The sequence below is a fragment of the Halomonas sp. ABH4_019 genome, from assembly GCF_056159885.1.
On record NZ_JBSWWC010000002.1, the window covers coordinates 1 to 20,712 of the forward strand.

General features: G+C 66.5%; 13 protein-coding genes. 4 read left to right on the forward strand and 9 right to left on the reverse strand.

Annotated elements, in window-relative coordinates; genetic code table 11:
• The coding region (locus ACXAFN_RS07180) for an FAD-binding oxidoreductase (RefSeq protein ID WP_474987510.1) at positions 1 to 1,088 on the reverse strand (1,088 nt) is incomplete at its 3' end.
• 330 nt (positions 1,089 to 1,418) lie between these two features.
• On the opposite strand from ACXAFN_RS07180, the gene ACXAFN_RS07185 reads away from it, so the two are divergent.
• A complete protein-coding gene (locus tag ACXAFN_RS07185) occupies positions 1,419 to 2,705 on the forward strand; it encodes an aromatic ring-hydroxylating oxygenase subunit alpha (RefSeq protein ID WP_474987511.1) in 1,287 nt (428 codons plus the stop codon).
• Between the two features lie 146 nt (positions 2,706 to 2,851).
• On the opposite strand, the gene ACXAFN_RS07190 is transcribed toward ACXAFN_RS07185, so the two are convergent.
• The 4 genes from ACXAFN_RS07190 to fdhA form a co-directional block, all read right to left on the reverse strand.
• Positions 2,852 to 3,139: a hypothetical protein gene (locus ACXAFN_RS07190; protein WP_474987513.1), complete on the reverse strand. Its 288-nt coding sequence runs from the start codon at positions 3,137 to 3,139 to the stop codon at positions 2,852 to 2,854.
• Between the two features lie 51 nt (positions 3,140 to 3,190).
• The gene (gene fdhF / locus ACXAFN_RS07195) at positions 3,191 to 6,037 is read right to left on the reverse strand and encodes a formate dehydrogenase subunit alpha (RefSeq protein WP_474987515.1); all 2,847 of its coding nucleotides are present in this window, start codon (positions 6,035 to 6,037) and stop codon (positions 3,191 to 3,193) included.
• 10 nt (positions 6,038 to 6,047) lie between these two features.
• On the reverse strand, positions 6,048 to 7,766 hold the full coding sequence (locus ACXAFN_RS07200) for an NADH-ubiquinone oxidoreductase-F iron-sulfur binding region domain-containing protein (RefSeq protein WP_474987517.1): 1,719 nt from the start codon (positions 7,764 to 7,766) through the stop codon (positions 6,048 to 6,050).
• A 278-nt stretch (positions 7,767 to 8,044) separates the two neighbouring features.
• A complete protein-coding gene (gene fdhA / locus ACXAFN_RS07205; protein ID WP_474987519.1) occupies positions 8,045 to 9,238 on the reverse strand; it encodes a formaldehyde dehydrogenase, glutathione-independent in 1,194 nt (397 codons plus the stop codon).
• A gap of 241 nt (positions 9,239 to 9,479) precedes the next feature.
• On the opposite strand from fdhA, the gene ACXAFN_RS07210 reads away from it, so the two are divergent.
• The 3 genes from ACXAFN_RS07210 (at position 9,480) to ACXAFN_RS07220 (ending at position 14,123) form a co-directional block, all read left to right on the forward strand.
• Positions 9,480 to 11,054, forward strand: coding sequence for a BCCT family transporter (locus tag ACXAFN_RS07210; protein ID WP_474987520.1), 1,575 nt, complete (start codon positions 9,480 to 9,482; stop codon positions 11,052 to 11,054).
• 192 nt (positions 11,055 to 11,246) lie between these two features.
• Entirely contained in the window at positions 11,247 to 11,774 is a 528-nt protein-coding gene (locus ACXAFN_RS07215) for an invasion associated locus B family protein (RefSeq protein ID WP_474987522.1), read from the forward strand.
• Positions 11,775 to 12,398: 624 nt separating this feature from the next.
• Complete coding sequence (locus tag ACXAFN_RS07220; RefSeq protein ID WP_474987523.1) at positions 12,399 to 14,123, forward strand: DUF4214 domain-containing protein; 1,725 nt, start codon at positions 12,399 to 12,401, stop codon at positions 14,121 to 14,123.
• Between the two features lie 326 nt (positions 14,124 to 14,449).
• Here ACXAFN_RS07220 and ACXAFN_RS07225 read toward each other — a convergent pair whose 3' ends face one another.
• From ACXAFN_RS07225 to ACXAFN_RS07240, 4 genes are all read right to left on the reverse strand, one after another.
• Positions 14,450 to 14,659, reverse strand: coding sequence for a DUF6447 family protein (locus ACXAFN_RS07225; protein ID WP_474987525.1), 210 nt, complete (start codon positions 14,657 to 14,659; stop codon positions 14,450 to 14,452).
• A gap of 197 nt (positions 14,660 to 14,856) precedes the next feature.
• Positions 14,857 to 16,494, reverse strand: a complete 1,638-nt coding sequence (locus ACXAFN_RS07230) for a DUF4214 domain-containing protein (protein WP_474987527.1) — start codon at positions 16,492 to 16,494, stop codon at positions 14,857 to 14,859.
• A 183-nt stretch (positions 16,495 to 16,677) separates the two neighbouring features.
• Positions 16,678 to 17,469: a SapC family protein gene (locus ACXAFN_RS07235; protein ID WP_474987529.1), complete on the reverse strand. Its 792-nt coding sequence runs from the start codon at positions 17,467 to 17,469 to the stop codon at positions 16,678 to 16,680.
• 152 nt (positions 17,470 to 17,621) lie between these two features.
• A complete protein-coding gene (locus tag ACXAFN_RS07240) occupies positions 17,622 to 20,540 on the reverse strand; it encodes a DUF4214 domain-containing protein (RefSeq protein ID WP_474987531.1) in 2,919 nt (972 codons plus the stop codon).
• Between the last annotated feature and the right edge of the window lie 172 nt (positions 20,541 to 20,712).

Genomic DNA, 20,712 nt, shown 5'->3' on the forward strand with positions numbered 1-20,712 from the left:
TCGCCCTTCGGCTTGCTGCAGCACGCCAGGATATAGCCCTCGGCCACGTCCTCGTCGGTGATACCGCCGTTGTGCTCCATGTCGACCTCACCGGAGACCAGCGGCACCCGGCAGGTGCCGCAGATCCCCATCCCACAGGCCTTGGGAATATGCAGTCCCAGCTTGGCGGCGGCGGAGTGCACCGTCTCGCCGGGTTGGATACGCACGCTCTTGCCGGTGTTGCTGAACTCGACGCCGAGCATATCGGAGGCATCGAGCTCCTCGGCCTCCGCCTCGGCCTGCTCGACATGCTCGATGACCTCTTCCTGGACCTCCAGGGGCGTGGCGCCGAACGACTCCTCGTGATAGCGGCTCATGTCGAAGCCGTTCGCCTCGAGCAGCCGCTTGACGGCATTCATGTAGGGCGTGGGGCCGCAGCAGAAGATCTCGCGATCCATGAAGTCGGGCGCCATCAGCTCGAGCATCGCCTGGCTCAGGTAGCCACGGAAGCCGGCCCAGGCCTCGCCCAGCTCGTCGCTGCGCTCGCAGACGATATGCAGCTTGAACTCGGGAATCCGCGAGAAGATGTGCTCCAGCTCGCGGTGGAAGATGATGTCCCTTGGCGTGCGCGAGCTGTGGACGAACTGCAGGTCCACCGCGGCGTTGGTATCGAACAGCCAGCGCACCATCGACATCAGCGGGGTGATGCCCACCCCGCCGGAGAGCATCAGCACCTTGTCGGCGGCGTGATCGATGATGTTGAAGTTGCCCACCGGGCCGTGGACGGCCAGCTCGTCGTTGACCTTGAGGTTGTCGTGCAGCCAGTTGGAGACCACGCCGCCCGGCATGCGCTTGACGGTGATCGAGAAGCTGTAGGGCACCGACGGCGAGCTGGAGATGGTGTAGGAACGCATCACCTGTTCAGCGTCGACCTCCAGCTCCAGGGTCACGAACTGGCCCGGCTTGAAGAAGAACATCACCGGCTGCTCGGCCATGAAGCAGAAGGTACGCGTATCCCAGGTCTCCTGGATCACCTTGACGCAACGCACCAGATGGCGGCCGTTGGTCCAGGTCTGGGTGGTGACGGGATTGAGAAAGTTCATTGTCATGTTCGTGTCGCCTGGGGCTGCAGCGTGAGGGTCTCCGACCGCGGTGCCACCGCCTGCCGTTGGGCGAATTCTGCGCAGCCATAGGCCACGCCACTTGCCTGTCAGCGACACGGGCATGCCCGCCAGGTCCAACGCCAGGACTTTTCCTGCGGCGGCGCGTCGCGGTTGCATCGCCACGCGTCGCCGGTAGACAACTCCCCCCGCGAACGCTGTTCCACACTCGCCTCAACCCGCCGCGGGGCTCACCGGGGCGCGGCCCTTTTTGACCTTGGCTGTATTCCCACAATCCCCAGGCCGCCGAAGCGGCCAAGCAATGAGGAAACGTCCCCCATGGATCCCATGTCATCCGCTCGCCTGGACGACCCCCTGGCCCCGGCCCGAACGGCCACCGCCGAGATGCTGGCCAACCGCCGGCAGAACTACTCGCTGCCCCAGCCGTTCTACAACGACGAGCGCCTGTTCGCCCTCGACATGCAGGAGATCTTCGAGAAGGAGTGGCTGTTCGCCGGCATGACCTGCGAGATCCCCGCCAAGGGCAACTTCATCACCCTGGAGATCGGCGACAACCCGGTGGTGATCGTGCGCGGCAACGATGGCGAGGTGCACGCCTTCCACAACGTCTGCCGTCACCGCGGCTCGCGGCTGTGCGTCGCCGACAAGGGCAAGGTGGCCAAGCTGGTCTGCCCCTACCACCAGTGGACCTACGAGCTGGACGGACGGCTGCTGTTCGCCGGCACCGACATGGGCCAGGACTTCGATCTCTCCGCCCATGGCCTCAAGCCGGTTCAGGTGCGCACCGGCGGTGGCTTCATCTTCGTCAGCCTGGCCGACGAGCCCCCGGCCATCGATGACTTCCTCGCGACCCTCGCGCACTACCTGGCGCCCTACGACATGGCGAACCTCAAGGTCGCCACCGAGTCCAGCATCGTCGAGCAGTGCAACTGGAAGCTGGTGCTCGAGAACAACCGCGAGTGCTACCACTGCAACGGCGCCCACCCGGAGCTGCTCAACTCGCTGCAGGAGTTCGACGACACCGACGACCCTCGCGCCACCCCGGCCTACAAGGCACTGGTGGCACGCAAGCAGGCCGACTGGGAAGCCCAGTGCGTGCCCTACAAGCTGACCCGGCTCGACCGCCGCAATCGCCTGACCCGCACGCCGCTGCTCGACGGCGCGGTGTCGATGACCATGGACGGCAAGCCCGCCTGCCAGAAGCTGATGGGCAACCTGCAGAGCGCCGACCTGGGATCGCTGCGCATCCTGCACCTGCCCAACTCCTGGAACCATTTCATGGGCGACCATGCCATCGTGTTCCGGGTCATGCCGCTCGGCCCGCAGCGGACCGTGGTGACCACCAAGTGGCTGGTACACAAGGAGGCGGTCGAGGGCGTCGACTACGACCCCGCCGAGATGCGCAAGGTATGGGACGCCACCAACGACCAGGACCGTCGCCTGGCGGAGGAGAACCAGCGCGGCATCAATTCCCGGAGCTACGAGCCGGGCCCCTACTCCGAGACCTACGAGTACGGCGTCATCGACTTCGTCGACTGGTACAGCGAGCGCATGCTGGAAAACCTGGGCCACAGCGCGCCCCATCTCCACCTCGCCCAGGGCTGAGCGAGCGCTGCCGCACCATCCGCGGCTCGCGAGACGCCATCCCAGCGACAGGGCCCGCCACCGGCGGGCCCTCTTCGTTGCCGTCTCCCACGCCCGTCATGGCCTGACGCGGCGTGGCCGGGCGGCTCGGGCGGCTCGGGTGGCGATCAGGCCTCCTCGGCGCCGGACGCCGGCCCTCCGCTCTCATGCTCCCCTTGCGCCAGCGCCGGGAGCAGGAAACTCTCGATGGCGTTGCGCACCGAGGGCAGCATGACGTCGGTATGCGCCATCAGCTCGCTCACCAGCTCCGCGAGCCCGGGGACCCCGACCTCGCTGTGCTTGAGCCGCGCCATGCGCGCGCAGGTATCGGGACAGGCGCCCTCGGGGATGCGGATGCCCAACGCCACCAGGCGATGGCGAAAATCGTCCCCATCGATCAGGTCGACGATCATCATGTGGTGTTCCTCCTCTGCGGATTCGATGTGTCCATGGCGGCGCGGCCGCGTTCAGGGTGTCGCCTCGGCGGGCCCGACTGCCGGGGCCAGCCGGCAGGCGGCGTACTTGAATTCGGGGATCTTGCCGAAGGGGTCCAGGGCCGGATTGGTCAGGATATTGGCGGCCGCCTCGGCATAGCAGAACGGCACGAACACCATGCCCTCGACCATGCCGGGATCGACCCGGGTCCTGAGGGTGATCCGTCCGCGCCGGGTCTCGATGGTCACCGGCTCGCCCGGGGCCAGCTTGAGGCGGCGCAGCTCCCCCGGCGCCAGGCTGGCCACGGCCTCCGGCTCGAGATCGTCGAGCACCCGGGCCCGGCGGGTCATGGCCCCGGTGTGCCAGTGCTCCAGCTGGCGCCCGGTGGTCAGCACCGTGGGGTAGTCGCCGTCGATGGGCTCGTCCGGCGGCAGCGGCACGGTCGGCGCGAACCTCGCCCTGCCCGAGGCGGTGGGAAAGGCCTCGGAAAACACCACGTCGGCCCCCGGGGCGTCGTCCGCCGGGCAGGGATAGGTCACCGAGCCCTCGCGTTCGAGGCGCTCCCAGCTGATGTGGTCGAGCGACGCCATGCCGCGCTTCATCTCGGCGAACACCTCCCGGGGGTGGGTGTAGTCCCAGCCCAGGCCGAAGCGCCTCGCGATCTCCTGGATGATCCACCAGTCGGGCCTGGCCTGCCCGGGCAGGGGCACGGCCTGGCGACCCAGCTGTACCTGGCGGTTGGTGTTGGTCACCGTGCCGTCCTTCTCCGGCCAGGCCGAGGCCGGCAGCACCACGTCGGCGAACTGGGCGGTCTCGGTGACGAACAAATCCTGGACCACCAGGTGCTCGAGCTGGGCCAGGGCCGCCCGGGCGTGTTCGAGGTCCGGGTCCGACATCGCCGGGTTCTCGCCGAGGATGTACATGCCGCGAATCACCCCATCGCGGATGGCGTCCATGATCTCGACCACGGTGAGGCCGGGTGTGGCGTCCAGCGGCGTATTCCACAGCTCCTCGAAGGCGGCGCGTAGCTGGGCGTCCCCCACCGGCTGGTAGTCGGGCAGCACCATGGGGATCAGCCCGGCGTCGGAGGCCCCCTGGACGTTGTTCTGGCCGCGCAGCGGGTGCAGGCCGGTGCCGGGACGCCCGGTGTGGCCGCAGGCCAGCGCCAGCGAGATCAGGCAGCGGGCGTTGTCGGTGCCGTGGACATGCTGGGAGATGCCCATGCCCCAGAAGATCATCGCCCGCTCGGCGGTGGCGTAGAGGCGCGCCACCTCGCGAATCGCCTGAGGCTCGACCCCGCAGCTCGGCGCCATGGCCTCGGGAGTCAGCTCGCGGACGTGCTCGGCCAGGGCGGCGAAGCCCTCGGTGTGGGCGTCGATGTAGTCGTGATCGACCAGGTCCTCGGCGACGATGACGTTGAGCATGGCATTGAGTAGCGCCACGTCGCCCCCCGGGGTGAAGCGCAGCGAACGGTGGGCATAGGCGTCCAGCGCCTGGCCCCGCGGGTCGATGATCACCAGCCTGGTGCCCCGCTTGGCGGCCTGCTTGAAGAAGGTCGCCGCCACCGGATGATTGACCGCCGGATTGCAGCCGATCAGCACCACCACTTCGGCCTCCAGCGCCTGCAGGAAGGAGGCGGTCACCGCCCCGGAGCCGATGCATTCCATCAGCGCCGCCACCGAACTGGCATGGCACAGCCGGGTGCAGTGGTCGACGTGGTTGGAGCCGAAGCCGGTGCGCACCAGCTTCTGGAACAGCCAGGCCTCCTCGTTGGAGCACTTGGCGCTGCCGAAGCCGGCCAGCGCCGCCGGGCCGTGGGCCGCCTTGAGGTCAACGAGCCCTCGGGCGGCGAGCTCCAGCGCCTCGTCCCAGCTCGCCTCGCGGAAATGGCTGCCCGGGTTGGCGGGGTCGAAGTCGGGATCGAGGCCCTTGGGCACCCCGGGCCTGCGGATCAGCGGCGTGGTCAGCCGGGCGGGATGGCGCGGGTAGTCGAAGCCGAAGCGCCCCTTGACGCACAGGCGATTACGGTTGGAGGGACCGTCGCGGCCCTCCACGGCGAGGATGGCGTCGTCCTTGACGTGGTAGCGGAGCTGGCAGCCCACGCCGCAGTAGGGGCACACCGAATCCACGCTGCGCTCGGCGGCCCGGGAGTCGCCACGCCCCTTCTCGTCGACCAGGGTCGCCGGCATCAGGGCGCCGGTGGGGCAGGCCTGGACGCACTCGCCGCAGGCCACGCAGGTGCTCTCGCCCATGGGATCGTCGAGGTCGAACACCACCTTGGACGCCGCCCCGCGATGGGCCAGGCCGATGACGTCGTTGACCTGCACCTCGCGGCAGGCGCGCACGCAGAGGTTGCACTCGATGCAGGCGCCAAGGTCGACGCGCATCGCGGAATGCGTGGCGTCACGGGTGAGTGAGCCCTCACCGGGGCGCACATGATGCACGGTGGGACCGGGCCGGGCCGAGCGCGGCGGCAGCCAGCGACGCACGGCGCCGGCGTCGAGGCCCAGCGCCTCGGCGGTGTCCCAGAAGTGGCTGGAGCGGTCGGGGCCCTGCTCACGCGCGGGCTGGTCGACCATCAGCAGCGCCATGACGCCCTCCCGGGCGTCGCGCGCGCGCTCGGAGGTGGCACTGCGCACCACCATGCCCGGCGCCGCCTCGCGCAGGCAGCTGGCCGCCAGCACCCGCTCGCCCTCGATCTCTACCATGCAGGCCCGGCAGTTGCCGTCGGCCCGGTAGCCGGGGGCGTCCTTGAAACACAGGTGGGGGATGGTCTCGCCGGCGCGGCGCGCCACCTGCCAAAGGGTCTCGCCGGGGTGGGCGCTCACTTCGGCGCCATCCAGGGTCAGCGAGAAGGTCTCGTTTGCGTCGTTCGGCATGCTCGGCTCCCTACCCCTTCACGATCACGCGCTGGGCCGCAAGCACGTCGCGGAAGTCGCGCAGCAGGCTCCGCACCGGATTGGGCGCCGCCTGGCCGAGGCCGCAGATGGAGGCGTCGATCATCACCCGGGCCAGCCGCTCCAGGTCGGCGGCCTGCCAGGTGTCGCGCTCGATCAGGGTCAGCAGCTTCTCGGTGCCCACTCGGCAGGGCGTGCACTGGCCGCAGGACTCGTCGGCGAAGAACGCCATCAGATTGGCGGCCACGCTGCGCAGGTCGTCACGATCGGACAGCACGATGATCGCCGCCGAGCCGATGAAGCAGCCCTCGGCCTGCAGCGTATCGAAATCCAGCGGGATGTCCGCCTTGGAGGCCGGCAGGATGCCGCCGGAGGCCCCACCCGGCAGGTAGCCGGCGAGTCGGTGCCCCTCGGCCATGCCGCCGCCATACTCCGCCAACAGCTCGTTGAGGGTGATGCCCGCCGGCGCCAGGTGGACGCCGGGGCGCCTGACCCGGCCGGACAGCGAGAAGCTGCGCAGGCCCTGGCGACCGTGACGCCCCTCGCCGGCGAAGGCCTCGGCGCCCTCCTGCCAGAGGCGCGGGATCCAGTAGAGAGTCTCGACGTTGTTGACCAGGGTCGGCCGACCGAACAGCCCCTTCTGCGCCACCAGCGGCGGACGATGACGAGGCTTGCCGGGCTTGCCTTCCAGCGACTCGATCATCGCCGACTCCTCGCCGCAGATGTAGGCGCCGGCGCCGCGGCGCAGCACGAGGTATCCCGGCTCGGCGAGCCCCGCGGCCTCCAGCTCGGCGATCGCCTCGCGGAGCACCCGGTGCAGGCCGGGGTATTCGTCGCGCAGGTAGAGATACAGCGCCTCGGCCTCCACCGCCCAGGCGCCGACCAGGGCGCCCTCGAGCACGCGATGGGGCTCGCGCTCCAGGTAGTAACGGTCCTTGAAGGTGCCGGGCTCGCCCTCGTCGGCATTGACCGCACAGTAGCGGGGGCCGGGCTCGCCGCGCACCGAGCGCCACTTCTTGAAGGTGGGAAAACCGGCACCGCCCAGGCCCCGCAGGTTGGCCCGTTCCAGGGTCTCCAGCAGCGCCTCCACCGAGACCCGACCGGCCCGGCAGTCATCGAGCAACCGGTAGCCCCCGGCGGCGCGATAGGCGTCGAGGCGCTGCCAGAGGATCGCCTCGGGATGGAAGTGTCCGGTATCGATCACCGCCTCCACCGCCTCCTGGGTGGCGTGAAGGACGTGGCGATGGCCCACTTCCACCACCGGCGCCATGTCGCAGCGCCCCATGCAGGGAGCCCTTCTCACGCGCACCCGGGCGGGGTCGCTGCCGGCCGCGAGCGCGGATTGCAGGGCGGCGGCCCCGGCCAGCTGGCAGGACAGCGAATCGCAGACCCGCACCGTGATCGCCGGCGGCGGCGCCTGGTCGTCGTGGACCACGTCGAAGTGGGCATAGAAGGTGGCGGTCTCGTAGACCGCCGCCATCGGCAGGTTCATGTAGGCGGCGAGCGCCCTCAGGTCGGCGAGGGCGAGGTACTCCCGGGCGTCCTGGATCGCGTGGAGATGCTCGATCAGCAGGTCGCGCCGGCGGCGTTCGGGCGCCTCGCGCTCGTCGCCGAGCCAGGCGCGCAGTCGATCGAGGGCATCGGGATCGAGCTCCCGGCCGCGGGGCCTGCCGCGAAAGCGGCGCCTGGGGGTCACGCTCTGAACGCTCATGGTGGGCTCGTCACGATTGCCGTGCCTACCGCAAGATTGGCACCCCCCGGCAGGGCCCGCAATGCCGGCGAGGGCCGACGGCGGGGCGACGGACATGCCGATGTCGCTCTCGGCAAGGTCCCGACGCAGGACAGCGCCCCGAGGGGCGCCGTCACTATCGCGCAGTGTGCTTCCCGCCGCGGCTACTCAGCTAGGCGGCGACGCTGCCGTGGGGGTCGATCCACCGAATCGGCTCGCCGCACCGCCGGTCAAGCGGCAACGCTGCCGCGCGTGCCCCTTTAGGCCGCCACACTACCGTGGGGGTCGATAACGAATTTCTTCGCCGCCCCGCCATCGAAGTCGGCATAGCCCCTGGGCGCCTCGTCCAGGGTGATCATCTGCACGTTGACCGCGTCGGCGATGTTCACCTTGCCGAACAGGATCGCCTGCATCAGCGGGCGGTGATACTTCATCACCGGACACTGGCCGGTATGCAAGCTGTGCGACTTCGCCCAGCCCAGGCCGAAGCGCATGCTCAGGCTGCCCTGCTGGGCCGCCTCGTCCTCCGCGCCCGGGTCCTCGGTCACGTACAGCCCCGGGATGCCGATCTGACCGCCGGCGCGGGTCAGCGACATCGCCGAGTTCAGCACCGTGGCCGGCGCCTCCTGGCCATGGTGGCAGCCACAGGCGTGGGCCTCGAAGCCGACGCAGTCGACGAAGGCATCCACCTCGCGCTCACCGAGGATCACCTCGATCCTGTCGGCCATGTCGCCGTCCTGGGTCAGGTCGATGGTCTCGCAGCCGAAGCTGCGGGCCTGGGCCAGGCGCTCCTCGATCATGTCACCGACGATCACGCAGGCCGCCCCCAGCAGCTGGGCGGACACCGCGGCGGCCAGGCCCACCGGACCGGCCCCGGCGATATAGACGGTGGAGCCCGGGCCGACGCCGGCGGTGACGCAGCCGTGGAAGCCGGTCGGGAAGATGTCGGACAGCAGGGTCAGGTCCTTGATCTTGTCCATGGCCTGGTCGGCATCCGGGAACTTCAGCAGGTTGAAGTCGGCATAGGGGACCATGACGTACTCGGTCTGGCCACCGACCCAGCCGCCCATGTCGACGTAGCCGTAGGCCGCGCCGGGCCGGGCCGGGTTGACGTTGAGGCAGATGCCGGTCTGGCCGGACTTGCAGTTGCGGCAGCGACCGCAGGCGATGTTGAAGGGCACCGAGACCAGATCGCCCGGGCTCAGGAATTCGACGTCGCGGCCGCACTCGACTACCACGCCGGTGATCTCGTGGCCCAGCACCAGGCCGGCGGGCGCGGTGGTACGGCCGCGCACCATGTGCTGGTCGCTGCCGCAGATGTTGGTGGTGACGACCTTGAGGATCACGCCGTGTTCGCACTTGCGATGGCCCAGGGCGAGTTCCGGATAGGCGATGGACTCGACGGCGACTTCGCCCGGGCCCTTGTAGACGACTCCGCGGTTGGCTGCACTCATGTGGCTGGCTTCCTTCGTGTTGTTGTGAACGGGCGGCGACATTCCGCTTCCCGACCTTAGGCGCCCGCCGTGCGCCGGAATGTTCCCGGAAAGGCGCCGACATGCCTGATCGAGACATCGCCGCCGCCGGGGTGCTGGCGCCTATCCCGAGGTCGTTCTCACGACACTCCCTCCTCGACCATCGCGCCAAGAATGTGCGGCGTCGCCCGTGGCGACACACAACAACAACCGAGGACCTTCGATGACCCACGATGACGACCCCATCCTGCCCCCTGGCCAGGACAACAAGCAGGTACTGGGCCTGGACTTCCACAACCCCGTCTTCCCGCTCTCCGCCCTGGCCATTCTCGCCTTCATTCTCTACGCCCTGGTCTACCCCGACGCCGCCAACGCCCAGCTCACCGCGGCGCGGGGCTTCGCCATCGACCACTTCGACTGGCTGTTCATGATCGCCGGCAACCTCTTCGTGATCCTGTGCCTGGCGCTGATCGTGCTGCCGCTGGGACGCATCCGCCTGGGCGGCCCCGCTGCCAGACCCGAGCACTCGATGGTGTCCTGGTTCAGCATGCTGTTCGCCGCCGGCATGGGCATCGGCCTGATGTTCTGGAGCGTGGCCGAGCCGGTGGCCTACTACACCGACTGGTACGGCACGCCGCTTAACGCCGCCGCCGGCACGCCCGAGGGCGCCAGCGCCGCCATGGGCGCCACCATGTTCCACTGGGGGCTGCATCCCTGGGCCATCTATGCCGTGGTCGGGCTGTCGTTGGCCTTCTTCGCCTACAACCGGGGGCTGCCGCTGACCCTGCGTTCGGCCTTCACGCCGCTGCTCGGCGAGCGGGTGCGCGGCTGGTTCGGCCACGTGATCGACATCGTCGCGGTGCTCTCCACCATCTTCGGCCTGGCCACCTCGCTGGGCTTCGGGGCCAGCCAGGCCGCCGGGGGCCTCAATTACCTGTTCGACGTGCCCAACACCCTGGGCACCCAGATCGCTATCATCGTCGGGGTCACCGCCGTGGCGCTGTACTCGGTGTGGCGCGGCATCGATGGCGGTGTGAAGCTGTTCTCCAACATCAACATGGTGATCGCCCTGCTGCTGCTGGTGTTCGTGGCGATCACCGGCTCCACCCTGATGTTCCTCAACGGCCTGTGGGATACCAGCCTGGCCTACCTGGGCCATATCGTGCCGCTGTCCAACTGGATCGGCCGCGAGGACACCACCTGGTTCCACGGCTGGACGGTGTTCTACTGGGCCTGGTGGATCTCCTGGTCGCCCTTCGTCGGCATGTTCATCGCCCGGGTCTCCCGTGGGCGCACCGTGCGCGAGTTCCTGATGGCCGTGCTGCTGGTGCCGACCCTGGTCACCATCGTGTGGATGAGCGCCTTCGGCGGCAACGCCCTGGCCCAGTCCCAGGCGGGCGTCGGCGCCCTGGCCGATGGCATCGGCGAGGTCTCGCTGGCGATGTTCCAGATGCTCGAGCAACTGCCGCTGACCACCCTGACCTCCAGCATGGCGATCGTGCTGGTGCTGGTGTTCTTCATCACCTCCTCCGACTCGGGTTCGCTGGTGATCGACAACATCACCGCCGGCGGCAAGCTCGATGCCCCCCGCTCCCAGCGGGTGTTCTGGGCCACCCTGGAAGGCGTGATCGCCGGCATCCTGCTCTACGGCGGCGGCGACAAGGCGCTCGGCGCCCTCCAGGCCGGCGCCGTGGCCACCGGCCTGCCGTTCACCCTGGTGCTGCTGGCGATGGCCGTGGGACTGGTCAAGAGCCTGCATGAGGAACACCGCACCCTGGAGCTGCCCCGGGCCGCCTGAGGCGTCGAGGTAGCCTCCACGACGATGCCCCCGGCGGGAAGCGCCCGCCGGGGGCATCGTGCGCGTTCCCCACCCGCCGCCGCGCGGGGCTCGACCTCGCCGCCGGATCCAGGCATGGTGTTGACACCATGCCCGGGCGCCTGCCGGCGCCGCGGGGCCCACGAGCCTCAACCGCAAGGAGCAAGTTCCCCCATGTCCAAACGACTCGTGTCGGGCCTGACCGGCCTGTTGTGCCTGATGGCCTGGGCCTCCACCGCCCTCGCCCAGACCAGCGCCTCCCCCGAGGGCGCCGGCAACAACTTCGAGAGCGAGCAGTACCAGAGCTGGGAAGTGCGCTGCCCCACCGGCGGCCAGAACGCCCCGTGCAGCATGACCCAGCTGGTCTCCAATCCCGATGACAGCCAGCCGGTGATGCGGGTCATCATCGCCCAGCCCCCCCAGGCCGAGAACCCGATCATGACCTTCCTGCTGCCGCTGGGCGTGCGTCTGGCCCCGGGCCTGCAGCTCAGCGTGGACAGCGGCGAGGGCGTGCCCTTCCCCTACCAGGTCTGCGACCAGCCGGGCTGCCGCGCCGACCTGCCCCTCGAGCCGTCGCTGCTGCAGCAACTTCGCGGCGGCAGCAACGCCACCCTGAGCCTGATCGGGCCCCGCGGTAACCGCCGCGATCTCAATATCTCGCTGATGGGCTTCACCTCCGCCAGCCAGCGCATCGCGCCCTGAATGAGGCGCCTGCCGAGAGCAGGCACTCCTCCCCGGACCCTCGCCCCGCCCCTCCCGGCCGGGGCAGTCCGCTCTCCCGTCCCGACGCCCTTCGCCCGCCGCTTCCGCCTCGTCGCACTCTTCCCGCCGGCAAGACGGCACGCCCCGTCATTGCGATTCCCCCACTGCCACGCGCGCGACTCCTCAAGACCTTTTGCCCAGTCCATGATGGCCATTGCCTCGTGCTTTGGCGTCGCCGACCACGCAAGAACAGGGTCCACTTCCTCGACATGAAGAGGGCGTGCAACGCTCACCGCCCTGTAAGACATAACTTATAAAAAGCTTGAGACAAGCCCAGCGCATCATTTTTTTAGATTTTAAATCATAGAGTTAATAATCCGACCATTGTGCCGCCGATCCGATACTTACCTGCCCTAGATGCTCCAAGACCGGTTCGGATCACTTCTGCAAAGCTCCTATATTCGCATACAGGATGGGAACCAAAGATCGCTCACATACCAATGACAAAGATGAGCCGCTCCGTTTCCTATCCAACAGGGACCCACTACTGATGTGCTTGGTCATTTTATCGAGGTATGCGAGGCAACGCCCTGAACAAGGCGGCGTCGCTCAAGGAGGTTTACCATGTCCATCAAGACGATCGATTTCTCTGAGTCCATGCAGAAGGTTCAAGAAGTCTATATCGCTTATTATGGCCGACCTGGCGATCCCGAAGGCTTGGCCTTCTGGTCCAACCGATTGAACGAGAAGGGCGGGAATCTCGACGCCATCATCAATGCCTTCGGCAACAGTGAGGAGTTTCAGGTTCGCTTCGGAGGCCTCAGCGATGAAGTTCTCATCAACAATATCTATCAGCAGCTATTCAACCGTGATGCAGACTCAGTGGGCCTTAACTTCTACACCAACCTCCTGAAAAGCGGCGAATCATCACTGGCTGAAATCTCCCTCGACATTCTCTACGGCGCTAGCGGACAGGACGTTGACACCCTATTCCACAAGGATTTCATTTCGGACGTTTATTCTACTTTAGTGGAAAAGGGAGAGATCGAATATGATGATAATAGCGAGGCAAACAACGCTCGCGACTTTCTCTCCCAAGTCGATCACACCCTGGAGAGCGTCAAGCAGGCACTGATCGAGCTTGGCCTCAACCCCGACGACTACCTCGATGAAAACGGGCAGGTTCCCGACCATGACGGCGGCGATGGCGACGGCGGCAATGGTGACGGCGGCGACGGCGGCGGCGGCGGCGGCGGCGATGGCGGCGATGGCGGCGATGGCGGCGACGGCGGCGATGGCGGCGATGGAGACGGCGGCAATGGCGACGGCGGAGATGGCGGCAATAACGACGACACCGTCGTAGACCCGGCCGTGGTCGTCGGTCTCTCGGCTTTGCTTGAGTCGCTGCTGAGCCTTGGCAACACCGATGAGGGTCTGGTCAACGATCTGGCAAGCGCCACTTCACAGCTCCTGGATGGTACGGGCACCACGGTGGCAAACGTCACCAGCACCCTGGGGAATACGCTGGACGGCGCCCTGGACGGCGTATTAGGCGGGACAGGCCTCGGTACCGATGAACTCCTCGAGGGGCTGCTCAGTGGTGTCGGCAGTACCGTCGACAGCCTGCTGACTCAGGTCGGCGGCCTGCTCGGCGGTAGTAGTGACAGCCTGCTGGACCTGGGCGGACTGCTGGGTGGCGATACTAGCCTGCTGGATGGCCTGCTAGGAGACAACGGCCTCTTGGGCGGCCTGCTGGGCGGCAACGAGCTGCTGGGCGGACTGCTCAGTGGCGACAACGACATCATCGGCAATGACGTCATCGGCGGCGACCAGGCCATCGTGGGCGAACTGACCGGACTGGTCGACGATCTGCTCAGCGGCGACGTCTTGGGCAGCCTGCTGGGCGACCAGGGCATCGTCGGCGGTCTCCTCGATCAGGGCAACGACCCCGTGAGTGGCCTGCTGGACACCCTGCTGGGCGACAATGGCCTGCTGGGCGGCCTGATCAGCGGTGACGAAGGGCTACTCAACGGCCTGCTCGGCGAGGGCGGCCTGCTTGGCGGGGCCGGCGACGAGGCGACCGGCCTGCTCGATGGCCTGCTCGAGCCCTTGCTGGGCGAAGGCGGCCTGCTGGCAGGCGTCTTGGACCTGGTCGATGGCGTGCTCGACGGCCTGCTGGGTGATGGCTTGCTGGGCCTCGGCGGCGACGATGGGCTGCTGGGTGGCCTGTTGAGCGCCGACATCGGCGACGACGACGGCGGCTCACAGCTCCTGAGCGCACCGCTTTCCGAAGAGCAGGCCCAACTGGTCGGACAAAACGGCGACCCGGGGATTTCCGATATCGCCTGACCTCGAAGCAAGCTCCATCAGCGACCGGGCGCCGAACGGCGCCCGGTCGCTTTATTTTGGATAGCCCGAAGGGCCAAGCGTCGGTATCTGCTCACCTTGGGATGACACCGTAAGCAAGAAATGCATGGCTGATAATCGGAATCTCGAGTGAAGGAGCCCAGAGAGCGACGCAGGGCTCTTCAAGAAACCCTCAGCAGGCACCGACTCGGCCAACGACACGACAGGGTGGGCGAATTCATCCAGAAAAATGGTGTACAAACCATGTGCCAGGCCAAAACATGGCGGTCGGGTACGGTACCGGCACCATCCCCGACGCCAGCAAGCGTTCAGTGTGCGGCACTTGGCAAGGCGTCGGCCAGGGCCCGAGAATAGGCACTGCGAGCAGTCTTACAGATGGCAAGTTGTTGTTCAATTCGTGCGATTTCCTGGTCAGTTATGCGCACGTTCTTGACTTGTGTGAGAGCATCTTCGGAAAGGTCGGCGATCAGATACTCTTTACCATCGATGCGAATGGTCTGTTCCTGATTGTCAGTCATTGTCGGGACTCCGTGGTGCGCATGAATGTTCTGGGTGGACAACAATGCCCATCGAAAATCATCGAGAATTGTACCCTAATCGCCCGGACAGTGCGCAACGCGTATCGTTGCCCCCCATTAGTATCATTCTCGCCCATGCCATTCTAGGCTCCACAGCGGACACACAACCGGGATGGCACCATGCTACGAATGCAGCACTATCCCAGCAGGTACTCGCCAAGGTCCCTTGGAATGCCCACCAAGCCGCTCTCGCCCTGCGGCTCGAGGAACTCGTCGATCCTCGTCTCGGTGGCCTCCCGATACTCCCGGGACTCGGTGAATGCCAGTGTCAGATCCCCGACATCGAACCCGTCGTCTCGCATCCGGGCCTGCCAGTAGGCTGCCCCCTCGGTATCGGGTTCGCGACCCAGCACCTGGCGATAGAGGCTGTCGATCCTGGCCGCGACGGACAGCCCTTCATGAAAGACCTCGGACTCGTCACTGGCCACGAAATCATCGGCCACATCGGCCAGGGAGTCACCATCGCCGAGCTGCCGCAACCAGAACACGAGGCCCTCCGGGTCCGGCTCGCGCCCCAGGGCTCCGCCGTAGAGCCGCACGAGCGACTCGGCCTCTCCCCACATCTCAGCGTGGCCCTGGGTATCGAAACCCAGGCGCTCGGGCTCCAGGTCCTCGAGATTCACGCCCCACAGCAGCAGCTTGGAGGCCTGTACCAGGGAGTGACTGGCCGCAACGTGCTCGTCGGACTCGCTCAGCGCGACGGCCAGCTCGCCGAGCGCCACCCGTCCGCTGGTCAAGGCCTCCTCCCAGTAGGCCTGCCCCTCGGGATCGGGCGCGCGCCCGAGTACACGATGGTAAAGAGCGGCCACGACCTCCGCCGCGCCATCGCCCTCGCCCGCCGCGAACTCGTCCGAGCCGAGAAAGCCCTCCGCCAGGTCGGCGAGCAGACGCCCCTCATTCGCCTGGCGAATCCAGTACTCGGCCCCCGACGAATCGGGCCGACGATCCAGCAGCCCGGTATAGAGCCGCACCACGGGATCGATCACGCCATCCAGTGACGGATACTCCACCAGAGGCCGCTGCTGGAGTTCGAGCGAGAGCGCCTCCGGCCATGGCCAGCCCTCCGCTTCGATATCCTCGACGAAGCGTTCGAGCGCGGGCGGCAGGGAGACCGGCAACAGGGCATCGTTGCCCTCGATCCAGCCCTGCAGGGTGGCATAGCGAGCCTCCACCGATGCCGCCCAACCCCTGGTGGAGACGGCGCCCACCAGGGTCGGTGTACCCTCGACGTCGTGCCACAGGGGGCCACCGCTGCTGCCGGCACTGACCTGGAAGTCCTCCAGCGAGAGCACGTCATGAGGCGCCAACTGATGCGTCTCGCCGCTGTCCTCCACCAGCCGCGGCCCCTCGGTATCCCGGTAGGCACTCGGGTAACCGCTGACGCGATGACTCTCCCCCGGGACAAAGCTCCCCAGCTCGAACCAGCCGAGACGATCCCCCGGCGACTGCGCCAGGCCGATCAGGGCCAGGTCACGCTCGCTCTCCCGAGGCGTGAAGAAACCCTCGGTCTGCTGCGTCAGCGCGAAGTAGTCGAACTGCACGCCCTCGAGGCTGCCGGCGGGACGAGTCGCACCGTCCCGGCCCAGCTCGATACGCACCCGCGCGGCCTCGCCGCCATGGGAGGGGGCATGGATCAGGTGAGCGGCGGTCAGCACGTCGTTGCGCCCCACCAGGGCACCGGAGCCGGCTACCCGGGTCCCGTCGGGAAAGGTGGTCTCGATATAGGCCATGGCCGCATGGGGAAACTCGCGGCTGGCATCGCCGATGTATCGCATCTCAGGGCTCTCCTCGCTTCAGGGACCACAACGGTCGGATAGCTCGTCAGGCATCAGGAGTCTGACCGCACCCGGTCATGCCGGGGCCCGACGCCGAGGTCGACTCACGACATCCTGCCAAGGAAGGCTCGTTCGGGGTGCCTCTCTCCCGGCCACCAGGCCAGGCCGGATGGGCAACTGACCTCAGCCATCGAAATCCAGCTGGATCTCGTCATCATCCTCGGCGAACCAGCCATCGAGGGTCTCGTCCGCGGGCGTTGTCGCGTGGCGCAGCCGGTAGAGCTGGGCCAGCTGGCTCAAGCGATGCTGGGAAAACAGCTGGGCGTAGGCCAGGCTCAAGGCGCCGCTGTCGCGCAGGGCCACCAGGCGCTCGGCGGGCAGGGCATTGAGCGCCGCCTCGTCGATACGGTAGAGGCCCTCGACAGCCTGGGTCTGGTCGTGCTCGTCCTGGACCTTCAGCGGCCAGGGCTGGATCAGCGACTCGCCCGCCAGGGCCTCAGCGGCCCGAACGGCCCGGCCCCGCGACCGGGCCAACTTCTCCAGGAAGGTGCGGACCCGGTGCAGCGCCGGGCTCTCCTCACCGGCCTCGGTGAAGCAGCGCTCCCCTTGGCCACGGGCGTCATCGAGCCACAGGCCGCTGTCGACCGCCACGCCGAGCCGCCAGTGGCGACGGTCTTCGCTCGGGAGCAAGCGGAAGGGATAGCCGCGATAAAGCGCCGGCACATAGCCAGTGAGCCAGCGGCCGTCCGGGGCCACGCAGAGGTTCAGACCGCCGGTCAGAGCCTGGACGGCCACCAGTTGGTAGCGGCCACCGTCGAGACGTCGAAAGGCCAGGGGCAGCCCCTTGATCACATGGGGCACCTCCTCGAGGGACACCGGCACCAGGGCATCGGTGGCGGCGAAGCGGTAGTCGGGGTAAGGCAGCCAGCCGCCATGGGGATGACGGTCGGCGTCGATGGGCATATAGCGGGACATGGACTCCCCTGATGCGAGTGAGTGATGTCGGAAAGGGCTGGAAGAACGAGAAGCCCCCACTCGGCGAACCGGGTGGGGGCTTGGCGGATCGGGCCGAAGCCCGATCCTGTTCTGGCGGCTATCCCGACGGGCGGAATAACGCGGCCGACATCTTAGGCGATGTTGGCATCCACCAGGGCCTGAGACTCACCGAAGTCCAGGGTGCCGACCAGGTCGACAGTGTACTCGGTGGAGTTGTTGGCGGAGTTCAGGTCAAAGACCTTGTACTCGCCTTCGTTGTTAGCATTCTGCACCATGAGAATGCTATCAACTTTGCCATTAGCAGCACCTGTGCTGAAAGAGGTCTTCACCTCTGCAGCAGTCAGGTTGCCAAAGTTGCTGTTGGCATCGAGACCAGTGATATCACCGAAGTCGATGATATTCACGGAGTCATTGACGACACCGCCCACGTTAGTGGCGCTACCAACGGTACCGCCATTCACACCATAGCTGGTGAAGTCCAGGATGTCGGCGTTGTTGCCAGTGTCCGCGGTGAAGTTGACGATATCATCGTTGCCGAACTCGCCGGACAGCACCAGGGTATCGTTGCTCTCGGCACCGGTACCCAGCACCAGCACATCGTCGCCTTCACCGGCGTTGATGGTGTTGTCACTCTCGGCACCGCTAATGGCACCACCATCGTTATGGGCAGCAGCATTGTCGCTGCCTGTTTCTTCAGCGTAAATGGCTTCGATACCATCCAGATCGCCATTAGTATCGGCATCAGTATCCGGATTGTTATCGCGGAAGGCGATCTCCAGCGCATCCCGGTTATCGCCGTCGATCAACGAGGCGATATCGAGGATATTGCCGTCGCCGTCGGAGGCCTCGAGCAGGTTGCCCAGCACATGGTCGTTGTTGACCGCGTCCTTGATGGCCTGGTTGACCTGCAGGGTGCTGATGGTGTCGCCGTTATCGCCACCGTCGGTGCTCGGCACGTCGATCCACATGGACTCGTGGCCCTTGAAGGTCACCTGCACCTGGACGGCTGCGCCTTCCTGAACGCTATAGGTCTGATCCACAAGCGTAGTGACACCACCAGAAAGCTCGTTGTCGCTGTTGGAGACGCCGGTCGGTGCGGCACCGGCAGCCGCGGTGGAGTTGAACTCCCAGACGTCGCGCTGCAGGCCATTATCCGGATCAGTAGTGTCGCCATCACCGGAGTTATCGGCATAGACGACGTCATCGCCGGTACCGGTACCGATCACCGCATCGCCCTGCCCCCAGGTGCGCACCACGTCGTCACCGGCACCGGTGGCGATGGTCTGGTTGGCGTTGAGCTGCTGGTCGGTCAGGTCGTTGGTGTCGGTGACGAAGATCGTCTCGACCACGTCATCGCCGGCACCGCTGTCGATCACCAGGTTGACGTCTTCGCGGGCCATCACGTCGTCGGACACGGCCAGGGAGATCTGGTCGTTGCCGGCGGAGGTGGTGTAGTTGAAGGTGGCGTTGTCGTCCTTCGGATCGACGTCGGTGTCCTGGGCGTTCAGGTCACGCGCGACCACTTCCTCGGTGATGTTGGCGCTGAGCTTGATGTCGCCGCCGAAGTCGCCGCCGTTGACGTCCTGGACGTCGACCAGACCGAACTCACCATTGCCGCTCAGGACATCTTCCAGACCGTGGACGTTCTCGTTGTCCTGGGTGCCGACCTTGAAGTAGCTCTCGCCCGACAGGTTGAGCTCCTTGAGGAAGTCACTGCCGTTGGAGGACTCGAGACGAGTCAGCCACACGCCGTTCTGGGCGCTGAGGTTGATCTGCTCGATGCCCTTGTCGGAGTTGGACTGACCGACCAGGTTCAGGCTGGCGCCCTGTGAACCGTAGCCGATGTTATCCAGGTCGACATTGGTCTCGATCAGCTCCTGGATGTTCTCTGGGGCCTCGGTGCTCTGCTCACCGTACAGGGTGAAGCCACCGGCGGAGGCGTCGTCGCTGTAGGTGAAGTTGCCTTCCTCGATCACGCCGCCGTTGCTGTCGGTCAGCACCAGAGTGGTGCCGCTGACGGTCTGGCCATTGTCGTCGGTGGCCTCGAACTCGCCGCCCAGGGTGGCCGCGAAGCCATCCAGCAGCGGGTTGTTGCTGGCGTCCAGAGCGTCGTTGACCGCGGTCAGCAGCTCGGTGTAGGTCTCGGCGTTGAAGATATCTTCGGACTGCAGCACCACTTCCTCGCCGTTGACGGAGAAGCGGAAGCCGTTGACCGGCAGATCGCCCAGCGGACGGTCAGTGTTGGCGGTCCGCAGGTCCAGCAGGTCGATGAACAGCTGAGAGTTGGCGGTACGGTCCTCGGCGGTCAGCACCGGGCTCAGGAACAGACCCTCGTAGCTTTCCTCGGCGCCGAGCTGGTCGGCGAGGTGGAAGGTGTAGTCCTTGGAGCTGGTGGCCACCTGACCGGCTTCGTCCCACTCGATCTTGCCGATGTTGCTGACAGTAGTGGTGTTGCCGTCGGTCTCGGCCACATAGCCTTCCGCGGAATCGGTGTTGCGGAAGTCGATATCGATGGTGTTGCTGCCGTTCCCATCGCCATCGCCGCTCGGGATGTCCTCGACGGCGCCTTCCACATCCAGGGAAGACACGTCGGTGTCGGCATCGACACCTTCGAGGAACTCGGCGCCGTGCTCGGCGGCCGCGTCACCGGTGTAGGCGCTGCCGGCTTCGTCGGTGAACGCCTGGGCGGCCTCGACCTTGTTCTCGATGGTGGCGAGATCGTCACCCTGGGCGCCGTTGAAGATGTCCAGCGCGATCTCGGCCAGGCTGCTCTCACCGCTTTCCAGCATGTCGACGTAGAAGTCCAGGCCTTCCTGCTCGGCATCGCGGCCGAACATCTGCTGGTAGAGGTTGTTTACCAGCTGCTCGTCGCTCAGGTCCCCAAAGCGAGCATTGTACTCGTCAGAGGTACCGAAGGCGTTGATGACAGCAGCAGCGCCGTTGGCTTCGATTTCCTCGGCCCAGTATTCCTGGCCGGCCTGGTCGGCCGGACGGCCGTAGTAGGCCACGTACAGGGACTGCGCCAGTTCCAGGTTCTCTTGTGTTGCCATGGGACTATAGTCTCCTTGCTTGAAAAGATGCTGACGCTATGAGTCGTCGCCAGCCCTCCTTTGCCTTGAGCGCTCAAGGTCCTGCTTTTCTTCGCCCGTTTTCCATGATTTAGCGCGGGAAGAAGCGTCGTTACTTTCTATCACAAGCTGATCTTTCCCCCTGCATGGCAGG

Excerpts from the sequence above, each read along its gene's own strand:
- ACXAFN_RS07240 (WP_474987531.1), bottom strand. The coding sequence starts at position 20,540 with ATGGCAACACAAGAGAACCTGGAACTGGCGCAGTCCCTGTACGTGGCC.
- ACXAFN_RS07215 (WP_474987522.1), top strand. The coding sequence starts at position 11,247 with ATGTCCAAACGACTCGTGTCGGGCCTGACCGGCCTGTTGTGCCTGATG.
- fdhF (WP_474987515.1), bottom strand. The coding sequence starts at position 6,037 with ATGCCGAACGACGCAAACGAGACCTTCTCGCTGACCCTGGATGGCGCC.
- ACXAFN_RS07235 (WP_474987529.1), bottom strand. The coding sequence starts at position 17,469 with ATGTCCCGCTATATGCCCATCGACGCCGACCGTCATCCCCATGGCGGC.
- ACXAFN_RS07220 (WP_474987523.1), top strand. The coding sequence starts at position 12,399 with ATGTCCATCAAGACGATCGATTTCTCTGAGTCCATGCAGAAGGTTCAA.
- ACXAFN_RS07200 (WP_474987517.1), bottom strand. The coding sequence starts at position 7,766 with ATGAGCGTTCAGAGCGTGACCCCCAGGCGCCGCTTTCGCGGCAGGCCC.
- ACXAFN_RS07185 (WP_474987511.1), top strand. The coding sequence starts at position 1,419 with ATGGATCCCATGTCATCCGCTCGCCTGGACGACCCCCTGGCCCCGGCC.
- ACXAFN_RS07230 (WP_474987527.1), bottom strand. The coding sequence starts at position 16,494 with ATGCGATACATCGGCGATGCCAGCCGCGAGTTTCCCCATGCGGCCATG.
- ACXAFN_RS07190 (WP_474987513.1), bottom strand. The coding sequence starts at position 3,139 with ATGATGATCGTCGACCTGATCGATGGGGACGATTTTCGCCATCGCCTG.
- fdhA (WP_474987519.1), bottom strand. The coding sequence starts at position 9,238 with ATGAGTGCAGCCAACCGCGGAGTCGTCTACAAGGGCCCGGGCGAAGTC.
- ACXAFN_RS07225 (WP_474987525.1), bottom strand. The coding sequence starts at position 14,659 with ATGACTGACAATCAGGAACAGACCATTCGCATCGATGGTAAAGAGTAT.
- ACXAFN_RS07210 (WP_474987520.1), top strand. The coding sequence starts at position 9,480 with ATGACCCACGATGACGACCCCATCCTGCCCCCTGGCCAGGACAACAAG.